Source organism: Lactococcus petauri, assembly GCF_002154895.1.
Taxonomy (GTDB): Bacteria; Bacillota; Bacilli; order Lactobacillales; family Streptococcaceae; genus Lactococcus; species Lactococcus petauri.
In genome coordinates this window covers 24,751-45,000 of record NZ_MUIZ01000001.1, presented here as the reverse complement: position 1 = coordinate 45,000, position 20,250 = coordinate 24,751, and the positions used below count along the sequence as shown (strand labels likewise).

Genomic DNA, 20,250 nt, shown 5'->3' with positions numbered 1-20,250 from the left:
GAGCTGAACCTTGGAGAAAGAATTATGCCAAAATTTATAACAATAGGTGAACCTCTGGTCGTGATGGCCTCACAAGATTTGGATGTCAGCTTAGATGAAGCAGTACATTTCAAGAAATATCTTGCAGGAGCAGAATTTAATGTTGCACTCGGTATAAATCGTCTTGAACACAGTGTCGGCTATATTTCAAAAGTCGGCTCAGATACATTTGGACGTTTTATTGTTGAAGCTGCGCAAGAGGCTGGTCTTGATACGCGTAATCTAATTTATGATGAAAACCTCTTGACAGGTGTTTATCTAAAGCAGTGTGTCAGCAAGGGAGATCCTGCTACATCTTATTTTAGAAAAAATTCAGCTGCTTCCAATTTGAAGATAGAAGATATCGATATGTCTGCTTTGAAAGATGTCCAAGTGGCACATCTTTCTGGAATATTTGCAGCCCTATCTGATACAGCTCTTCAAACCTTTAAAACTTTTAATGATAAGCTCAATGAAAATAAGGTCTTGACCGTCTTTGACCCTAATCTTCGGCCAGCGCTCTGGAAAAATCAAGAGGAAATGGTCTCCACGCTTAATGACTTAGCTAAAAAAAGTCAGATTATCCTTCCAGGCATCAATGAAGGAAAGATTCTTATGGGTTCAAGTGACCCAGAAGTAATTGCTGATTTTTATTTAAAGCAAAGTGATTTAACGACAAGTGTTGTGGTGAAGCTAGGTGCAGAAGGGGCTTATGTTAAGACAAAATCGGGACAAGCCTATACAGTTCCTGGATTTAAAGTTGCTAATGTAGTAGATACAGTGGGCGCAGGAGATGGGTTTGCGGTTGGTTTAGAATCAGCTCTGCTGGAAGGAAAGAGTCTTAAAGTGGCAGTACACAGAGCGTGTGCTATTGGAGCTTTGGCTGTGCAAAGTGCGGGGGATAGTGAAGGTTATCCGACACGTCAAGAACTTATGGGCTTCTATAAGAGTCAGAATTATCAAGGAGATTTATAATGCAAAGAGCAGAATTATTGGAAAAGGTCATCAAATCTGGTGTGGTGTCTGTTGTTCGTGCAGACAGTGCAACCGAAGCTATAAAGATTGTTGAATCTGTTGTAGAGGGCGGTATCAAGAGTATCGAACTCACTTACTCAGTGCCGCGTGCAAATGATGTCATTGCTGATCTTGTAGCAAGATATGCTGATACAGATGTCGTGATTGGTGCAGGTACAGTTTTAGAACCAACTTCAGCACGTTTAGCAATTGTCGCAGGAGCCCAGTTTATTGTCAGCCCAACTTTCAATAAAGAAGTGGCGAAGATGTGCAACCTTTACCAAATTCCTTATATTCCGGGAGTAATGACTCCTTATGAAGCTCAAAAAGCGATGGAATATGGATCAGAACTCATCAAGCTTTTCCCAGGAGATATTGCAGGGGCTGCGATGATTAAGGACCTTAAAGGACCATTCCCTTACATTAATATTATGCCATCTGGTGGTGTTAATGAAGGAAATGTAGCGGAATGGTTTAAAGTTGGGGCTACGGCTGTAAGTGCTGGAGGCGGGGTTACAGCGCCAGCATTAACGGGTGATTTTGCTGCTGTTAAATCAAATGCCGAAAAGTTTATGAGCGCTTATAGATCAGTTCACGAAAACTAATTTCCTAAAGTATATAATGAAAAATTTTCCCAAAAAAGCTTATATCGCTAGATATAAGCTTTTTGAATTCTTATTTTCTGTAATAGGTGGGAAGATGACCATAATGCTCTTTAAACAAACGGTAGAAGTATGACTTGTTATTTATACCAACTTGCTCACAAATGTCGCTAATGGAATCGCTGCTTGTTTGAATGAAAAGAAGGGCACGTTTCATACGTTCATTGACTAAATGCTCTGTAAAAGTATGACCGGTCTTTTTCTTGATTAAGTTGGACAGATAGTTTTTATTATAATGCAGTCGGTTGGCTAACTGCTCCAGTGTAATTTCAAAATATTCCTCTGAAATGAGTTGAAGTGTTTTTGCGATGATATGATTTTCGGCCCGGTCTTTTTGAGGGTGGTTCAACTCATAAGGCGTATTACCAATAAGTTCCATAAACAAGATGGGTATCATGAATTTCATAATCTCATTTGAGAAATAGCTGCCCGTATAAAACTTATTGATCAATTGATGAATAATAACTTCGACGTTCTCATTACAGCTGGTCTCAAACTTGATGTAGTTTCCCTTGGAATGTGTGGACAACTCATTCATAAGAAAATTGAATAAGGTGTTATTTTCTAGGCCTAAGTTATTTATCCAGTTAATATCAAAGGATTTATGAGGAAAGATGATATTGATTAAAATATCATCTTGCCCAAGAGCTTTTATGGAATGATGGCAGTTGGGATCTAGAAGAATGAGGTCGCCCTTATTTAAAATTATTTCTTTACCATTGAGCTTTTGATGACAGCTTCCACTTAGCATATAGTTAAATTCAAAAAATTCATGATCATGCTCAGGATAGTCAGCGAAACGATTGTGCTTAGAAAGAAAAACTTGATTATTTTTTATAAAAAATTCCTTGCTGAAAGAAAGAAGCTCTTTTTCATCATTGGTTGCTTTAGTAGGATAATCAAAAACAAAATTTCCATTTTTTCTCTGACTTATTTCTTTATTATTGAGCGTAAAGAGATATTCTTTTGCAATATCATTTAGTAGTTCCACTGGGGCCTCTCTTCTTGTGATTTTTTTATCTATCTGTATCATATCATAAAAAATTTAGATTGGAAACATCTGTAAATTAGACACTGTTTTCTAAATGTATGATATTTTATGAAATCGTTTTCTTTTGTAAAATAAAGATATCAATTAAATAATAAAGAAAGGAGAAGGGAGTTTAGAGAAACTCATTACAACTGATTAATCAAGGAAAATCGGTCATTATTTTTGTGACGGAGAACAAAGATAATGTGGTATTCAACTTAAAAGAAATTTACATTGTTATTTATTTTAAAGGAGAAAAAATGAGAGTCAAAGTAGGAGACATGTCACTAGACATGGAAGAAAAGCGGGAAGCTGTAAAAATTGCACCCTTTAGCTTGAGAGATAAAATAGGTTACATGAGCGGTGATTTGGCCAACTGTTTTATCTTGGGATTAGTAAATAGTTTTCTGATGATTTATTACACCAATGTGCTTGGGGTGTCGGGAGCAGTGGTCGGAAGTTTATTTTTCTTCTCACGTATTATTGATGCTTTCGCTGATGTGACTATCGGACGCTTGTGCGATGTTTCGGTATTGACAAAAGAAGGGCGTTTCCGTCCATGGATTCGCCGCATGAAATGGCCGTTTTGCTTGATTACGATTATCTTATTCTTACCTTTTGCAAATTCGTTACCAATGGGTGGGAAAATGGCTTATATCTTTGTTACTTATATTATCTTTGGGATTTTCCTCTCAGCCATCAATATCCCTTATGGATCTATGGCAGCAGCTATCAGCTCAGAACCAGAAGACCGTGTAGCACTTTCAACATATCGTTCAGTTGGCTCAGCTATTGGGGGTGCATCTACTGGTTTCTTAATTCCAATCTTTATGTATGTTACAGCAGCGGATGGTCAACAAGTTATCTCAGGGAACCGTTTCTTTATTATTTCAATTATCTGCGCTAGTCTCGCCTTTCTGTTTTATAATGTAACTTATCGTATGACTACAGAACGTGTGCAGGTTGGTAAAAGCGAACCTGTGAAAGCTAAACATCTTGTTTCAGGTATGCTCAAAAATCGTGCCTTAATTATCTTAGTTATCGTCGATGTTTTTATTGTCATTAATCAGATTCTTGCAGGAACAAATATGACTTATCTGTTTAATGATTATTTTCAAAATAAACAAGCTTTATCTATTGCTCTTTTATTTACCTATGGTACAGTGGCTGTACTTGCGCCCTTTGCTTCCAAATTAACCTCAAGATATGGTAAGAAAGAAGCCTCCATTGCAGCATTGATTTTATCATCTGCACTCTATGTTCTTATGTTCTTCATGAAGATTAGTAACCCATGGGTATACTTAGTTTTCCTCTTTGTAGCAACACTCGGAGCTGGTCTCTTTAACTTAATGGTTTGGGCTTTCATTACTGATGTTATTGATTATCATCAATGGACAACTGGTCAACGTGAAGATGGGACTGTCTATGGTGTGAATTCATTTGCCCGAAAATTTGGGCAAGCCTGTGCGGGAGCTATCGGTGGTCTGATGCTTTCAATTATTGGTTATCAGGCCTCAACAACTGGTGGCGCTGTGCAAGCACCTGAAGTGGTGAATCGTATTTATACATTGGCTAACCTCGTTCCTGCAGCATGTCTTCTAATCTCGGCTTTGATTCTCTTCTTTGGTTATCCACTTAATCGGGAAACCACAGAACGCATGGGTCGTGAATTACGTGAGCTTAATAAGAGTCATTAAATAAATAGAAAAGGACTAAAATGGCAGTAAATAAGATTAAAATTAACTCAGAAAAATTTGCTTATAAGGTGATTAATAATTATCAAGTAGAAAGTACGGATAAGGAGAGAATAGCGAAAGAACATCTTGCACTTTTTCTCCAAAGCTATTTACTAGCAGAAGAATTTAACCACTTAGAAGATGATAAATTTAAACTGAGTAAAGATCCAGAATTCAAAAAAATGATGCTGGCTATGAACAAAAATATTAATGGTTTTTATTAACAAGGTAAGAGGACGATATGGATAATATTATTTTAGAAAAATTATTTGTAGAAAAAAGTATAGTTGAAGAAAAAATTGACTTAATGGTTAAAAATCTAACAACTATTAAGGATAACAGTGGCGAGTTTTTGCTTAACTTAGGTCCAAATGGGCAAAAAGTAGATGATAAAAGCTGGACTATCTGGAATTGGCCACAAGGCGTTGGACTTTATGGTATTTATAAAAATTATAAAATCACCAAAAATGAAAAATCTTTGGCAGTCGTAAATGAATGGATGGAAGGACGTATGAAAGAAGGGGCGCCTCCTAAAAATGTAAATACGATGGCTCCTCTTTTGACAATGGCCTATCTTTATGAAGATACAAAAGATACCAAGTATCTTCCTTACCTTGAAGAATGGGCAGAGTGGGTTATGAATGATATGCCACGCACAAAGGAAAATGGCTTGCAACATGCTACTTATGGACCTGCAAATACTGAACAGCTGTGGGACGACACATTAATGATGACTGTCCTTCCACTTGCAAAGATTGGTAAATTGTTGAACAGACCAGAATATGTAGAAGAAGCTAAGCACCAATTTTTGATTCACATTAAATACCTGCAGGATCCTAAAACAGGTCTGTGGTTTCATGGGTGGACTTTTGAAGGAAACCATAACTATGCCGAAGCTTTGTGGGCACGTGGCAACTGTTGGTTGACAATTGCTATTCCCGAAATCATTGAAATTTTAGAACTCCCAAAAGGTGATTTTTTAAGAGACTTTTTAATCAACACCCTTGAAGCTCAGGTAGCAAGCTTGACTAAATTACAAAATGAGTCAGGTTTATGGCACACCCTTTTGGATGATGAAAATTCCTACCTTGAATCCTCAGCTACAGCAGGCTTTGCTTATGGGATATTAAAAGCAGTACATAAGCGCTATCTGCCTCAAGAATACAAAGAAGTAGCTTATAAGGCAATCGCAGGCCTCCTACAAGAAATTAACGAAAATGGTGAAGTCCAAAAAGTTTCTATCGGAACAGGAATGGGTGATGATCTCGATCATTACCGTAATATCGGTATTACCGCTATGCCTTATGGACAGTCTTTAACGGTTTTGGCTTTAACAGAACTCTTGATTTCATTCTGTTAAATAGAAAGGAATAATATGTGGCAATTCACAATTCGGGGACATGATTTATCAGACATCACATCAGTAAAGGAACTCGCTCAAGCTGCTGAAAAAGTGGGTATACATCATTTGCAATTAGCGATGGGAATGAGTTTTCCAGACTTGGTTGATAAACCTACTAAGCTTAATCCCGGTCTCGGCCGTTTTGTCAAAGATGAGTTGGGTAAGCATGATGTTGATATAGCCGTATTAAGTTGCTATATCAACATGATTCATCCAGACGCAGAGGAAAGAGAATTGCTTCTTGAAAAATTCGAATCTTTTGTTAAAAATGCTAAGGCATTTGGTGCTGCCATGGTAGCATCTGAAACAGGTTGTGTTTTGCCACAGATTCAATATACCGAAAAAAATTTCACAGAAGAAGCTTTTGAGGATATGCTTCAGGTCATTCAACGTCTGGTAAAAAAAGGAGAAGAACATGGTGTCATGATTGGGATAGAACCGGGTCTCAATCATCCGTTACATAGCCTCGAAAAAATTCAACGTTTAATTGATTATGTGAATTCGGACTACTTAGGGATTATTCTTGATCCAACAAATCTTATCACTAGTGAAAATTATCTAGAACAAGTAGAAATGGTAAAAAAAGCTTTTCAGATGTTTGGAGATAAAATATGCGCTTTTCATTTGAAAGACTTTATTATTAAGGACAAGAAAGTCCTGCCAGTAAATGTATTTGAGGGACAAATGAATATAAAAGAAGTTTTAAAAATTGTTGCAGACTATAAGCCTTATTGCTATGTCGCTCTTGAAGAAACAAAAGATTTAGGAATCAAGAGAGCCATTGATCAGCTAGTTAAATATTAGTCTTAAATTCAAAGAGCTAATTTAGTTAATTGGCTCTTTTTATATTGTGCAGAAATCCTTCTAAAAAAGTGTGTATCTAGGTTACTTTTGTCCTATTTTAAGTTATTGTTGAAAGAGGTCAAAAGCTTTAAACTAAGGGTATATCAATGAAAAAGGAAGATATATATGGACTACATTGCAATAGACATAGGAGCCAGCAGTGGACGGTTGATACACGCTCATTTTACTGGTCCAGGTGGATACGACATGAATGAAATTCATCGTTTCAAGAATGGTTTTCATTTTAAAGAAGGTAGAGAGTGTTGGGATATTCATCATCTTGTAAAAGAAATCCTTCAGGGCTTAGAAAAGGCAAAGCAGCTTGGTATTGCAGAATGTTATGTTGGTATTGATACTTGGGGCGTTGATTACTGTTTGATTGACGAACAAGGAGATTTACTTTCAGAAGCAGTTAGTTATCGAGACAAGCGTACACAATCTGCGATACAAGACTTTGAAAAGAAACTCTCTCTTAATAAACTGTATAAAAAAACAGGCATTCAGATTCAGCCCTTTAATACAGTATTCCAGTTATTAAAGGAGAACAAGGAATACCTGGACAAAGCAGATAAGCTGTTATTGATTCCCGATTATCTTGGCTATATTTTTACAGGGGCTGTGATGATGGAGGAGACAAATGCCTCAACCATGCAGTTGCTCAATTTAAAAACACGGCAATGGGATGCAGAAGTTTTAAGCTCGGTCGATGTAAAATCAGAGCTGCTTCCTCCAATTGTAGCAGCTGGAAAAATATTGGGAAAACTGCAGCAAGAAAAGTTTAAAAGCTATGACTTACCAGAAGTGACCTTTATTACAGTGGCTTCACATGATACAGCTTCCGCGGTTGTTGGTACGCCGGGGAAAGGTGAGGATTGGGCATATATTAGTTCAGGAACATGGTCACTTATTGGTACGGAACTTTCGGAGGGAATTTCTACAGTAGAAGCCTTTGAGGCTAACTTTACAAATGAATGGGGGATAGATGGAAGCATTCGCTTTTTGAAAAATATTATGGGCATGTGGTTGATTCAAGAAGTTGCTCGTGCCCAAGATTATCAATACAGCTACGCAGAGCTTTCCGAATTAGCTACCAAGGAAACTGCTTTTCAGCAGTTTATAGACGTTAATGATTCTCGGTTTTTAAATCCCGAGGATATGATTGAAGAGTTACAGAATTACTGCCGAGAAACTCAGCAGACGGTTCCAGAGACACCAGGACAGATTGCCCGCTGTATTTATGACAATCTTGCCTTGTGTTATGCTGTTGAGCTTGAAAATTTGGAAAAAATAACAGGCAGAAAAATTAAGAAACTACATATAGTTGGAGGAGGGTCAAATAATTCCCTCCTTAACCAAATCACAGCTAATACTTGCAACCTTACTGTTGAGGCAGGTCCAGGCGAAGCAACTGCTGTAGGGAATTTAATGGTACAGATGATAGCGACAGAAGGCTATAATAATCTTGCAGCTGCGCGTGAAGATATTCGGAATAGTTCTGTACTTAAGCTATTTCAACCACAGCATACTCGAAAAGAGTATGAAGCAGTTGAGAAATATAAAAAAATGACGAGAGGATAAAAGGAAAACAAAATGTCAGAAGTAAAAAAACGTTACGAAGAAGCAAAAAAAAGATATGCCGCTATAGGTGTAAATACAGACGAGGCCATAAAGAAGATGGCAGACGTGAAAATTTCGATGCATTGCTGGCAGGGAGATGATGTGAAAGGGTTTCTAACGCCTCAAGGAGAACTTACAGGAGGAATCATGTCTACGGGGAACTATCCTGGTGCAGCACATACACCAGATGAACTTCGTCAGGATTTGGAGAAAGCTTACTCTCTTATTCCTGGTAAACACAAGCTCAATCTTCATGCTATTTATCTCGATACAGATGAAGAAGTTGATTTGAATCAAATTGAACCAAAGCATTTTACAAAATGGGTGGAATGGGCAAAAAAACAAGGTATTGGCCTAGATTTCAATCCTACTCATTTCTCTCATCCAATGATGAAAGATGGTATGACCCTTTCTCATCCCGATAAAGAAATACGTGATTACTGGATTGAACATGGCAAACGCAGTCGTAAAATTGCGGAATACATGGGGAAAGAGACAGGACAAACATGTATTAATAATTTCTGGATGCCCGATGGAATGAAAGATAATCCTATAGACCGTTACACACCACGTAAACGCATGATGGAAGCTTTAGATGAAATTTTTGAAGAAAGATTAAACGAAGAATACACAATGGAAGCCGTTGAAAGTAAATTATTTGGACTCGGTGCAGAGGCTTATACTGTAGGCTCGCATGAGTTTTATATGGGCTACGGTCTCACGCGCAATAAGCTTATTTGTCTTGATGCTGGGCATTTTCATCCAACAGAAGTAATCTCAAATAAACTTTCTTCGCTTGCCCTTTTTTCTAAAGGGATTATGCTCCATGTCTCACGTCCCGTGCGTTGGGACTCAGACCATGTCGTTCTTATGGATGATGAACTCCAAGATATCGCAAAAGAGCTTGTTCGCAACGATCTTTTATCTCGCACAAATATTGGTTTAGACTTTTTTGATGCAACGATTAATCGTATTGCGGCTTGGGTTATCGGCACGCGCAATACACAAAAAGCCTTGCTCAAAGCCATGCTTGAACCTATTCAAGATTTGAAAGAGATGGAGCTTGAATTTGATTTTACTAAACGTATGGCCTACACAGAAGAGTTGAAAGATTTCCCTTATGCCGATGTCTGGAACTACTTCTGTGAGCAAAATGGTGTGCCTGTTGGTTTAGACTGGTTAGAAGAGGTTCGCAATTACGAAGAAGAAGTCTTGATGAAACGTAAATAAATAGGAGAGAAAAGTGAAAAAGTTAGATATTTTAACAGCGCCTTATGTGCAAGAAGTAATGAAAACAAGTGCCAATCTTTATCGATTAGGTTGGGATGAACGTAACGGTGGGAATATTTCTTACTTGCTAGATGAGGATTGGGTTACCCCTTTTCTAGACGTAGCACAAGTGATACGTGAAGTTCCGATAAAGTTTGATGCTAGCAAATTAGCGGGTCGTTATTTTGCCGTGACAGGATCTGGAAAATATTTTAAAAATATTCAAGACTTTCCTGCAGAAAATATGGGAATTATCCGCATATCCGACTCAGGTAATACAGTAGAATTACTCTGGGGACTCGAGAATGATGCTCTTCCTACAAGCGAGTTACCTAGCCATTTTATGAGCCACATTGCCCGTCTAGAAGTTGACCCTGAAAATCGGATTATCATGCACAATCATGCGACGCATCTTTTAGCAATGACATTTACACATGAACTGAGTGAACGTGCCTTTACAAGAACTTTATGGCAGATGTGTACAGAATGTCTAGTTGTTTTTCCTGAAGGTCTATCTATTATCCCGTGGCTTATCCCAGGATCAAATGAAATTGGGGAAGCTACAGCAAGTAAAATGAAAGAAACACGTCTAGTCGTCTGGCCACAGCATGGTATCTATGGCGCAGGTCGTGATATGGATGAGACATTTGGCTTGATTGAAACGGCAGAAAAGGCTGCACAAGTCTACACCTATGTTCAAGCACAGGGAGGAGTAAGACAGACTCTAGAAGATGAAAATCTTCAACGTCTTGCAGATGCTTTTGGTGTAACCCCACATGAAGGATATTTAGATTAAGAGAAAATAAAGAGAATGAAAAAAGCAATAAGAATGCGTGTATTTCCCGATAAACAGGCCGAATATAAAAAACGACATGATGAATTATGGCCTGAAATGTATGAAATGCTTAAAAAGTACGGGTGTACCAAATATAGTATTTGGTTAGATGAAAAAACAAATTATTTATTTGGGTATTTAGAAATTGAGAATGAAAATTTGTTCGCGAAAGCAGCCGATACAGAAATTAATCGTAAGTGGTGGGATTACATGGCAGATGTTATGGATACAAATATGGATAATTCACCCGTATCTGTAGATCTAGTACAAGTTTTTGAATTATAAAAAAATAGAAGGAGCAGTGAAATAATGGTAAATCGAATGATTTTAAATGAGACTTCTTATCATGGGAAAGGTGCTATCCTAAATATTCCTACAGAAATAAAAAATCGTGGTTATAGATGTGTAGCGGTAGTCACAGATAAGAGCTTAATGGATTTAGGGGTGGCAACAAAAGTGACTTCTATTTTAGAAGCTGCAGGAATTGCTTATACAATATATGATGGTATTGTACCTAATCCAACAGTTCAAAATGTTAAAGATGGAGTTGGGTTTATTAAGAGTTGCAATGCTGATGCAATAGTTGCTATTGGAGGGGGTTCCCCACAAGATACAGCAAAGGCGATCGGGATTATTATCACAAATCCAGAATTTAGTGATGTATTAAGTCTTGAGGGTGTAGCAAATACTAAAAACCCATCTCTACCAATTTTAGCAGTACCAACCACATCTGGTACTGCCGCTGAAGTCACGATTAACTATGTTATTACTGATGAAGGGAAACATAGGAAGTTTGTTTGTGTGGATCCTCATGATATCCCGTTGGTAGCATTTGTGGATAGTGATATGATGATGGGAATGCCTGCAGGACTTGCGGCGGCAACTGGTATGGATGCGATGACTCATGCGATTGAAGGGTATATTACTAAAGCAGCATGGGAAATGACGGATATGCTTCATATCCGGGCTATTGAAATTATAGGGCGTTCTTTACGTGATTCTGTCAAAGGAGATGAAAAAGGACGTGAAGGAATGGCTTTAGCTCAGTATATTGCTGGTATGGGTTTTTCTAATGTTGGACTTGGTTTAGTACACGGAATGGCTCACCCACTAAGTGCTTGGTATAATATTCCTCATGGTGTAGCATGTGCAGCTCTTTTGCCGACTGTTATGAGATACAATAAAGACTTTACGGGGGAAAAATACCGTGATATCGCTGTGGCACTAAATATTGATGGAGCAGAGAAAATGTCTCTGGATGATGTACGAATTGCGGCTTGTGATGCGATTGATCAATTGAGTATAGATGTGGGTATTCCAGCAACAATTTCTGAGTTGGGGGTGAAAGTTGAAGATTTGCCACAAATTGCAGCGGATGCCTTTCAAGATGTTTGTACACCAGGTAATCCACGTGATACATGTACTCAAGAGATTATTGAGTTATATACAAATTTAATGTAATAAAGTATAAATTTTTTTTGGGGGGGAATGAGGATAAAAACTTAATCTTTTAGCTTAATTACGCCATAGAAGTGAGAAAAACAGGTTATAATGTTGTAAAACTACCATTTGTGGTAGTTTTTTATTTACTGAATTACAAAATAACGATGAAAAAATCATATTAGGTGTAAAGGCACCAGAGGATGGAAAACTTCTTCTTACTCTACTTGATTCATATTTTTACAATTATTATTCCAAAGTGACCATTAAAAATACTGGTCACAAATCAAACTGGTTAGTAATTTAAAAAATGCTATAATTATAAAGAATAATATTTTAAAGATGGGAATTCAACTAATGGCTCAAAGAGATATGAATACAAACTTCTTACTTGATAGTGTAAACAAAGATATTCGGTTATATGGAAGTGGCTTTAGAGTCTATGTAGTTTATAAACAGGGGGTCATTATCTCTTATGTAGAAGCAGATAAACCAGTAAAAGATGAGGGGGAGAAGGACTCTATTTATGCTCTTAAGTTACAGGAGTTCAAGAAAAATATAAAAAAGATACAAGGGGCTCACAAAAAATTGATGACTTTAGGAGAGTTTCAAGATATATTAAATTTAGATTCATGACGGTGTTTGTTGAGGAAAGATAGTAGTTGATTTAATTGTTTAGATTTTGTTATAATGAGATATAAAATAATTTTTTATTTACTAATCCTTATAGCGCTTGGAGCCCTGTCACTCACTTGAGTTACTTTATGAACATGTCATAATGCGCAGAATGACTAGCAAAATCAAAATGAAAGCCACAATGCTTTTTGAATTGCGAATAAAAAGAAGCGAGAAGCGTAGCCTAACTTGTTTCATTTGTGAGCTTGACTTGCTTTGGTCGAAACTCTCTTAAACAGCTACACAACTGTGCAACATCACTATTTTTTTGTGCACACTAAAACCCAAAAATACTTCGGACAACTTGCTCCGTTTTATGAAAAAGCTTATAACAGGAGAACTCAACTTGAGTTTTCTTTTTATATATAAAAATATTACAAACTATCAAAAGAGAACCATACTTTGATTCGAGAACATTATTCTCAAGTCAGAGGTGGTTTTTTTGCGTTCTAAAGGAGGACAAAACAATGAACACACTAATGCATCAACCACAGCTGCTATATTACGGTGAAGTTGAAAAATTTATCACAGCTCTTATCTCTATTTCAGACCCTAAGGACCTTTATGAAAATGAAGGCTTTACCCCACAGTTTATTGAGAGATTTAAGAAGGAGAAAAATCTTGAAGGTATAGATATACTTGATTTCTACCAAGAAAGAGTACTCGCCTTTATCCAAATAGAAAAATGGGGAGAACACCTTATCCCTCTCTTCTTTAGAGGAGAAGGAGGCAGCTATGCTTATGCGGTTGACGTAATAAGAAATGATCATAGAGAAATCATTGGCTATAAGTGGGCAATTATCGATGGAGAGCTGAGAAATAGGTTTGGATACAAGTCTGAATGTGCTTTAGAATGGGCACGTGCCTATGAAGACTCTCCACTTGCTCAAAATATACCCGTCTATGCCGGAGAAGCTGATTTTCAAAAGGATAATGAAACTCAGGACGAACTATGCGTGAGCACAGAAGTTTCCTATGTGACATTATCAAGTATAAAACAGAAACTCTTGAACCATCTTAAAGAAAAACAATTTAAAGTAGAGCATGAGGCGCGACGTATCAATGCCTCTGTTTCATTTATCTTTGAGTCTTTGAGCTGGGAACCTATATCTGAATTTATTGATCAACAGGAGTGGGAAGAGACATTTGAAACAAGAAAAGGAGAACAAAAATGAATGAATTCATGAATTTTATCACGCAATTAAATAAAGTAAAAACTAAAAGCGATCCAGAATTTACCTGGTTAACTGATTTTAGCCACTATGCTTTTTTATCAAATGGAGGAGCTGAAGAAGAGAAGTATTTGGGCTTTGTCTCAAATCTTATTGGCTCTTACTATGAGCTCCTTTTAAAGCCATTTGTTAATGAAGAGGAAATCAAAGAGGGAAAGCATAAGAAGAATGCTGAAGCCTCACTTTTAACAAGTAGTAGAGAAGTCAAAGACCTTTTGACTAAAATTGTTTTAAGTGATGTTTGGCATATTATCGGCGAGTCTGAAGTTCAAGAATATAGCGGCTCTAATACCATTCGCGATCTTGTCCTTATTGGACTTCTTGTCGTGATGAATAAGCTAGAAGCCTTTGACGAGTTAAAAGCCATTCTTACCTTTATATCCCAAATAGAAATTCATGAACCTCATGATTTAATAGCAGTTTATGAATTACTTGCTGTAAGATATGAAACAAGAGAAGAGGACGGCTCGATCACAAGAAGAAGTGAACAAGATAGAAGTGTGGACTTACTTAAAATTCTACCCTTACTTTCTTTTAAAATTGAAGAAGCAGACTGTACCTCAAAAGAAATGCAGCTGATTATCTCTGAACTGGGAAAAAGTCATCATGTGAAAGATTATTTAGTAAACTTAAACAAACTTCGGGTTTTTGAGGTCCACTCTCAACAACAGAGTGATAATTTCAATCCGAAAAAGTTAAAGACAAGACTCTTTGTACATGGCACACGTAATAAAAATGTTTTATCTATCTTAGAAAACGGTATAGAGTCATCCCCTCAAGTTATTGCAACGGGCTCCTCCCTTGGTGTTGGTGCGTACTTTGCTAAAATGACGGAGGTAGGTAAATCTGCTCAATACTCAGATGACTATTTAATTATTGCGGAAGTTGCCGTAGGGAAAAGGAAATATACTAATCAAGTCCATGATTTCCGGCATGAAATTCTGGACCCAAGAACTCCTTATCAATCGATTCATTATCAGGGGGGAGCGTATTCTTCTTTTTCATACGATGAAATTGTGGTCTACAGTAATTCACAAATTAAAGTCAAGTATATAATGCAATTAAAATAATAAATAGAGAAGTAAGGGAATATGAAGAATCTCTTGCTTTTTTTTAGGAGAAAAAAATGAAAACAGTCAAATTACCCGGTCGTTTAGCACCTGGAATCTTTTTTGGTTCTAAAGCGATATTAAAAAATAATGAAGTCTCTGCAGTATTTATGGAAGAGCTACAAAAACAATTAGCAGGAACTCAATTTTCTTTTGAGTTCACTGACTCTAAAACGGAAGATGTGAGTAAAGATATTGAGGGAAACACTGAGGATTCAAGAGATAAAAAACTAGCGAATGCTTGTCTTTTATTTATTGAAAAATTTGTAGAGGGACTTTCTAAACAAAGAACGAGTTTGGATTTTAAAAACGGTTTGTCCTGTCTTTTTCTTGTTCCAGATCAATTAGAAGTTGAATTCAATTTCTTTGAACGGATCAATGAGCTTTTAGACGAAAAAGAGGTCGCCCTTAATTATTTCATAATGAAAACTTCAGAATATCTTTCCGCAAGTAAAGCACACGCATACTCGGTAGTCACTGATATTGTCCTTGAGTTTAGTCTCCATCGATCCTTTCTGATTACTAATTCTCAGTCTTTTCAGATGGGACGCCTAAAAGACACTTTGATTATTTTTTCAGAGCTTTTTAAAAGAGACGATGGCTTCGAAGCTGGTTATGCCTATTCTTATAAAGATTACTCTGAATATGGGCTGAGTAGTAAAGATTTAAGAAGTACCTTTTTTGCTTATCTGAGTGATGTAAAGAGTAATAATCGGTGGTTAAGTGATGCATACGAAGAGTCGAAAAGTCAACACTTTTACGACAGGTGGAAGATGTTATTGAAGGATATTGCTTATCCACATTCTTATTATCAATATTATCTTTATAAGGAAAAACCGTTTGATTTTAATCAGGCATTAGAAAATTATGGAGAAATGCAATCCGCACAGGCTCTAGGAAAAATCCAAGATTCTCATCTGCCATTTATTACTGCCGCACTAAATGCAGTACAATTTGGGGAATTAATCAGTTTTGCGGACTCAAATCGTGAAGAAATTAAAGATGAACTGAATTATAAAGAAGAGCGGAACATTGTAAAGCCGACTCTTGCATACGAAACATTTGGAAAAAATGGTAAAGCTTTTTACCAATTATAGGAGAAAAACATGAAGAAATATTACTTAAATCAACAACAACTCAATAAATACTTTCCTGTTAGAGATACAATCTTGACAAGAAATAAAGAAGAAATTTTGGAGAACCTTTCTCGAAAACTGTCCTTATCTAAGGAGATGGTAGGGCGTTTCTTTAATGCTTCACATATTGAAGAAGTAATGATTAATGAGCAACCTCTCTATTGCCTAAAGAAAAAGAACAAGGATACTTGGGGAAGTTATTTTTCAGAACAATTTAAAGAGAAGTTTTCTAATTTATCTTGGGAGAGTTTAAAAGAAGAGTTGGAAAAAGAACATATTGGTGTGATTAACATGCCTAAAAATATCACTGAACTTTTTAATAGTCATGAGATACTACATTCGATTTCTGAAATCAAAGAAAAAATTATTCAACCCGTACATTCATTAACACCAACGATAAAAGATGCACTTTTGGCTTCACTCTTTAAAAATATTTCATTTTATGAGGAACAAAAAAGAGCAATCAAAGAAGGAGTGAATGCCTGGCTACTCAATCGTCACGCGTTCCTCTTCCTTGGTGAGATGGGTGTCGGAAAAACAATGTGTACGACTGCAATGGTAGAAGTTTCTAAACACCTTAGAAATACTCCTCAAGCACAAACACTTGTGATTGCGCCAGACCATTTATTAACGAAATGGCGAGACGAGATACTTTGGGTATCACCCAGCATACAAGTTGAAATTTTAGATCAAAAAAAACTTGAAAACCTTTGGGAAAATAACCAAATGCTCCCTCAAGCAGAATATTATATTGTGCCACAGAGTGTTTTAGCTGTTGAAGTAGAAAAATCTTATAAATCAATGCTGATTCTTGAAGCATTATTTAAACCAAGCTTTAAACAACAAATCACCTATGCAATATGGGACGAAAGCCACTTGTTGTCAAGACCACTTTTTTCAAGTAAGCTACAAAAGTTGGCCAAGCTTGCAAAGTATAATGTTTTAGCAACAGGGACTTCTATTGCAGGATCAGTCGCAGATTTATTCCCACAAGCTCATGCATTTTTCCCGAAAGATGCAATTCGTCCAAAATCTGAACGCATTCAATTTATGGTTTCTGAACGAGTAAAATGGATTTCTGCATGTGAAAAAGCATTTGTGGCAAAATTTGGGGCTTACAGTATAAATGCAAATGGTAGAAATAAACAGCAACTACCGGGCTATAAACCTGAGATTGGTGTATCAAGTGAGTTTATTACGGAGTTCATTTTACCCAACAGTATTTTTCTTACGACAGAACAGGTTTGGGAAGATAAGATTGAAAATTTAATCTTTCCTCCCCTTTTGGTTGAAATGACAGAGGCACAAAAACTTGCGATGGCTTCATTAGATTTGGTCGCCAAAAATGCAGCAGAAAATGATAATAAACGTATCTTTGGACGCTACTTAAAGGTCGCAAACGAGTACCTTGACAATCCAAATGTGAAAGACATTACTTTTAAAGAAGAACTTCTTTGGTCCCCTGTCCCCTTCCAATTGGTTTATAAATTTGATGAAACTCTTCTGCCCAAAGAAGAAAAACTTATCGATGTTTGTACCATGGAAAAATCTCAGGACCGACCAGTAGTCGTTTTTGTAAAACATTTAGATCGCTTAAAGAATAGACTGACAGAAGTGCTTACGCATGCGGGTTTTAAAGTGGGGAGTCTTCCAGATTCAGTAAAAGCAGTAGATCGTCAAGATTATATCAATAAAAAACTGCTTAATGAAAAATGTGATATCATGCTTATTAACCCTGCAAAAGTTGCTACGGGTACAGATTTACTTTCTGCACCAACTGTCCTTTTCTTCAATACGGGCTTTAGTTACTTTGAAGTAGGGCAATCAGAAAGACGTTCTTATCGGATAGGCCAAAAGCGTCAAACTCGTGTTTACTATTTGGGATACAAAGGTGAAGGGCATTTCTCGGTACAAGAGCAGGTCCTTCGAATGATTGCAGAAAAGAAACGTGCCATGGAGTCTATTCAGGGAAATATTGATGAGGAAGGTCTGTCTTCTCTTTTAGGGAAAAACCAATCGTCAATTTTAAACCAACTGGTAGATAATATGAACGGATACACAGAAAGTGAAGAAGACCAAACGGTTGATTCAAAAGTGCAATATTATATGGATCATTTTGGAGAGCAATTGGAACTTGAAGATGAAGGACGCCCAAGTTTAGATGAGCATTTAAACTTTGTATGGCCTGAGAAAACAAGTACTGAAACTAAAAGAACACGTGTAGTATTTTCTGAAGCTCGTTTTGTGAAGTTTAGAAAAATTTCAACAAAAGAAGAGAGTAAGGAGATAAATTTTGAAAGTGAAATATTTAGTTTTGACGAAAGCGGAGAAATGAGCTTGTTTGACCTTTTACAACCAGCTTAAAAAATTGAAAAGAAGAGGAGAAAAAACATGGAAAACAAAATATTAAAAGAATAAAAAGATTGAGAGCATCAGAAATGATGCTTTTTTTTATCCCCTTTTTGGGTTCTGAATAAAAGGGGGTGTGCTATAATAAAAAAGTTGAATTTACAAGGGAGAAAGACATGCTCATCACAGAAGAAGAACAAATCAAGAACCAGATAGGGTTTGTGACTCAATCACTTGAAACATTAAAGTTGGAGTTGAAGTATTATATTCGCATTTGGCAAGGGTCACAAGGCCTGGGATCAGTGGATATTATTGTGGCAGGAACCAATACTATTATTTTAAAAATTCAATTTGAATGGCTAGAAATACGCTGCCCTGATGTTTTAAATGAAAAAACAAAAAAAGAACAAGAACTTATTTTAGAGACTTTAAAATCAAATAAGTCCTTAAAAAAATATAAAGTATGTGACTATTATTGAGGAGAATAGAGATGACGTTGAGAAAAATAAAAAAATGGATAAAAAAAAGACCAGAGCTTGCTGTACTCACGGGAAGCAATCTCATGACCGCAGGTTACTTGGGAACAGTTAAAAGTATGTTTCAAGGAGGCTATCATACGGCTTCTGAATATATCATGCATCACCAAGGTATTTTTGCCCAAAGTGTTGCGACGATTCGTATGCATCCTCTTATTCTAGTACCCATTGTCCTTGTCCTGCTTTTTATTTTAAGTATGGCAAAGCGTGTGATTGGTCTTCTCCTTTCTTGTTTGAGTCTTTTATTTATGGCTAAATTGGTTGGCCTTTTCTAGACTGGTGTGTAGCCACTCATTGCTAAAGTTCTAAAGAGTATTCTGTATCGAACAGAATACTCTTTTTTTGCGCTTTTAAAAGAAAAAATCCTTATATTACAAAACACTGGATTGACGACGTGGGTAAAATGGTCTTTTTTTATTTTTTTATAAACTAGAAAAATAGACAAGGAGACCTATCAAATGAATGAAGAAAACGGACATCAAAAGAGAATACGTAAGATGCAAGAAAGACTAAAGAGTAAAGAAGAGAAGCTTCAAAAGAAAAGTTTAAAAAAAGAAGCTCGAAAGACGACGCGAAAAAAATTCTTTGACTTTTCGATGATTTCGCTGCGATTTTTAAAAGAACATCCGCAAGGTTTACTTTATACCTTTCTAGTTCTCTTCTACTTGATGATGAATATTGGAATCTGTATTTTAGCATTAAAAAGTATTGGTATATTGCCGGCCTTGTTTTTTGCCGGAGAAACACTTTTACAGTTGGTTGGTTTATTTTATGCCCTGAATTATCTCAATATTAGAGACGTGGAGGAGTAATATGCAAAGGCAAACAAAACACATCGGATATGCGGTTACCCCACAAAGTTTCGATGAAGAAAAAGCTTTGATTCAAAATCAGTATAGAGATCAGGTTTTTTATTCTCAAATTTTCCAAATTAGCGGGACAGATTTTTCAGAGTTTATCACTCAAGACGACAAAATATTTTACGGTGAAGAAGTAACCTCCTTTTTGGACTCCAATCTCTTCCAAAGTAATATAACAATTGGAAATGTTCCGATTAACTTGAGTAAGCAGATTAATTTTTGGACACATAAAATCGGACGTTCCAGATATGAGGAGACGGCGAATCAAGCCCGGTATCTGCGAAATATGATCAGTAATTTGGCTCAAAAATATAATGAGCCTTCCTACTATATTGAAATGTTTAACTCAAACCAAGAAGTATTTAAAAATCTGGAGTACATGCTTCAAACTTCAGAGCGTATTATGCTCAAAAAAGTTACAGACCAAGAAGAGATAAAAAAAATAAAGCGTTCTGCTTTAAATCCAACCAGTAATCTAAGATAAGAG

The 20,250-nt window shown here is 36.5% G+C and carries 21 protein-coding genes; 20 read left to right on the top strand and 1 reads right to left on the bottom strand.

What is annotated here, in order from left to right; genetic code table 11:
- Positions 1-24: 24 nt before the first annotated feature.
- The gene (locus BZZ03_RS00245) at positions 25-993 is read left to right on the top strand and encodes a sugar kinase (protein WP_086581898.1); all 969 of its coding nucleotides are present in this window, start codon (positions 25-27) and stop codon (positions 991-993) included.
- Positions 993-1,637: a bifunctional 4-hydroxy-2-oxoglutarate aldolase/2-dehydro-3-deoxy-phosphogluconate aldolase gene (locus BZZ03_RS00240; RefSeq protein WP_086581896.1), complete on the top strand. Its 645-nt coding sequence runs from the start codon at positions 993-995 to the stop codon at positions 1,635-1,637. Before BZZ03_RS00245 ends, BZZ03_RS00240 begins: the two co-directional genes overlap by 1 nt.
- 70 nt (positions 1,638-1,707) lie before the next feature.
- Here the strand turns inward: BZZ03_RS00240 and BZZ03_RS00235 are convergent, their stop codons facing one another.
- A complete protein-coding gene (locus BZZ03_RS00235) occupies positions 1,708-2,685 on the bottom strand; it encodes an AraC family transcriptional regulator (protein WP_158092854.1) in 978 nt (325 codons plus the stop codon).
- Between the two features lie 320 nt (positions 2,686-3,005).
- Between BZZ03_RS00235 and BZZ03_RS00230 the strand changes: the two genes are divergently transcribed.
- The 18 genes from BZZ03_RS00230 to BZZ03_RS00145 all read left to right on the top strand — a co-directional run bounded on the left by BZZ03_RS00230 (position 3,006) and on the right by BZZ03_RS00145 (position 20,247).
- The gene (locus tag BZZ03_RS00230; protein ID WP_086582379.1) at positions 3,006-4,421 is read left to right on the top strand and encodes an MFS transporter; all 1,416 of its coding nucleotides are present in this window, start codon (positions 3,006-3,008) and stop codon (positions 4,419-4,421) included.
- 20 nt (positions 4,422-4,441) lie between these two features.
- A complete protein-coding gene (locus tag BZZ03_RS00225) occupies positions 4,442-4,684 on the top strand; it encodes a hypothetical protein (protein ID WP_023889185.1) in 243 nt (80 codons plus the stop codon).
- A 17-nt stretch (positions 4,685-4,701) separates the two neighbouring features.
- Positions 4,702-5,820 (top strand): beta-galactosidase BglB, encoded by a 1,119-nt coding sequence (gene bglB, locus BZZ03_RS00220; protein ID WP_086581892.1) that lies wholly within the window; start codon positions 4,702-4,704, stop codon positions 5,818-5,820.
- Positions 5,821-5,835: 15 nt separating this feature from the next.
- On the top strand, positions 5,836-6,666 hold the full coding sequence (locus tag BZZ03_RS00215) for a sugar phosphate isomerase/epimerase family protein (protein ID WP_086581890.1): 831 nt from the start codon (positions 5,836-5,838) through the stop codon (positions 6,664-6,666).
- A gap of 165 nt (positions 6,667-6,831) precedes the next feature.
- Positions 6,832-8,283 carry a rhamnulokinase gene (gene rhaB, locus BZZ03_RS00210; protein WP_086581888.1) on the top strand — a complete coding sequence of 484 codons (1,452 nt, stop codon included), beginning with the start codon at positions 6,832-6,834 and terminating at the stop codon, positions 8,281-8,283.
- A 12-nt stretch (positions 8,284-8,295) separates the two neighbouring features.
- Positions 8,296-9,552 (top strand): L-rhamnose isomerase, encoded by a 1,257-nt coding sequence (rhaA, locus tag BZZ03_RS00205; RefSeq protein WP_086581886.1) that lies wholly within the window; start codon positions 8,296-8,298, stop codon positions 9,550-9,552.
- A gap of 13 nt (positions 9,553-9,565) precedes the next feature.
- Entirely contained in the window at positions 9,566-10,387 is an 822-nt protein-coding gene (rhaD, locus tag BZZ03_RS00200; protein ID WP_086581884.1) for a rhamnulose-1-phosphate aldolase, read from the top strand.
- A 15-nt stretch (positions 10,388-10,402) separates the two neighbouring features.
- Positions 10,403-10,711 carry an L-rhamnose mutarotase gene (gene rhaM, locus BZZ03_RS00195; protein ID WP_086581882.1) on the top strand — a complete coding sequence of 103 codons (309 nt, stop codon included), beginning with the start codon at positions 10,403-10,405 and terminating at the stop codon, positions 10,709-10,711.
- Between the two features lie 24 nt (positions 10,712-10,735).
- Positions 10,736-11,887 (top strand): lactaldehyde reductase, encoded by a 1,152-nt coding sequence (fucO, locus tag BZZ03_RS00190; protein ID WP_086581880.1) that lies wholly within the window; start codon positions 10,736-10,738, stop codon positions 11,885-11,887.
- Positions 11,888-12,208: 321 nt separating this feature from the next.
- Positions 12,209-12,502 (top strand): hypothetical protein, encoded by a 294-nt coding sequence (locus BZZ03_RS00185; protein WP_086581878.1) that lies wholly within the window; start codon positions 12,209-12,211, stop codon positions 12,500-12,502.
- Positions 12,503-13,008: 506 nt separating this feature from the next.
- The gene (locus tag BZZ03_RS00180) at positions 13,009-13,716 is read left to right on the top strand and encodes a hypothetical protein (RefSeq protein ID WP_086581876.1); all 708 of its coding nucleotides are present in this window, start codon (positions 13,009-13,011) and stop codon (positions 13,714-13,716) included.
- Complete coding sequence (locus tag BZZ03_RS00175) at positions 13,713-14,843, top strand: PARP domain-containing protein (protein WP_086581874.1); 1,131 nt, start codon at positions 13,713-13,715, stop codon at positions 14,841-14,843. Before BZZ03_RS00180 ends, BZZ03_RS00175 begins: the two co-directional genes overlap by 4 nt.
- Positions 14,844-14,899: 56 nt before the next feature.
- A complete protein-coding gene (locus tag BZZ03_RS00170; RefSeq protein WP_086581872.1) occupies positions 14,900-15,979 on the top strand; it encodes a hypothetical protein in 1,080 nt (359 codons plus the stop codon).
- Positions 15,980-15,988: 9 nt separating this feature from the next.
- A complete protein-coding gene (locus BZZ03_RS00165) occupies positions 15,989-18,382 on the top strand; it encodes an SNF2-related protein (RefSeq protein WP_086581870.1) in 2,394 nt (797 codons plus the stop codon).
- Between the two features lie 161 nt (positions 18,383-18,543).
- On the top strand, positions 18,544-18,846 hold the full coding sequence (locus BZZ03_RS00160) for a hypothetical protein (protein ID WP_086581868.1): 303 nt from the start codon (positions 18,544-18,546) through the stop codon (positions 18,844-18,846).
- Between the two features lie 11 nt (positions 18,847-18,857).
- Positions 18,858-19,178 carry a hypothetical protein gene (locus BZZ03_RS00155; protein WP_086581867.1) on the top strand — a complete coding sequence of 107 codons (321 nt, stop codon included), beginning with the start codon at positions 18,858-18,860 and terminating at the stop codon, positions 19,176-19,178.
- Between the two features lie 183 nt (positions 19,179-19,361).
- Complete coding sequence (locus BZZ03_RS00150; RefSeq protein WP_086581866.1) at positions 19,362-19,715, top strand: hypothetical protein; 354 nt, start codon at positions 19,362-19,364, stop codon at positions 19,713-19,715.
- A gap of 1 nt (position 19,716) precedes the next feature.
- The gene (locus BZZ03_RS00145; protein ID WP_086581865.1) at positions 19,717-20,247 is read left to right on the top strand and encodes a hypothetical protein; all 531 of its coding nucleotides are present in this window, start codon (positions 19,717-19,719) and stop codon (positions 20,245-20,247) included.
- The last annotated feature ends 3 nt before the right edge of the window (positions 20,248-20,250 follow it).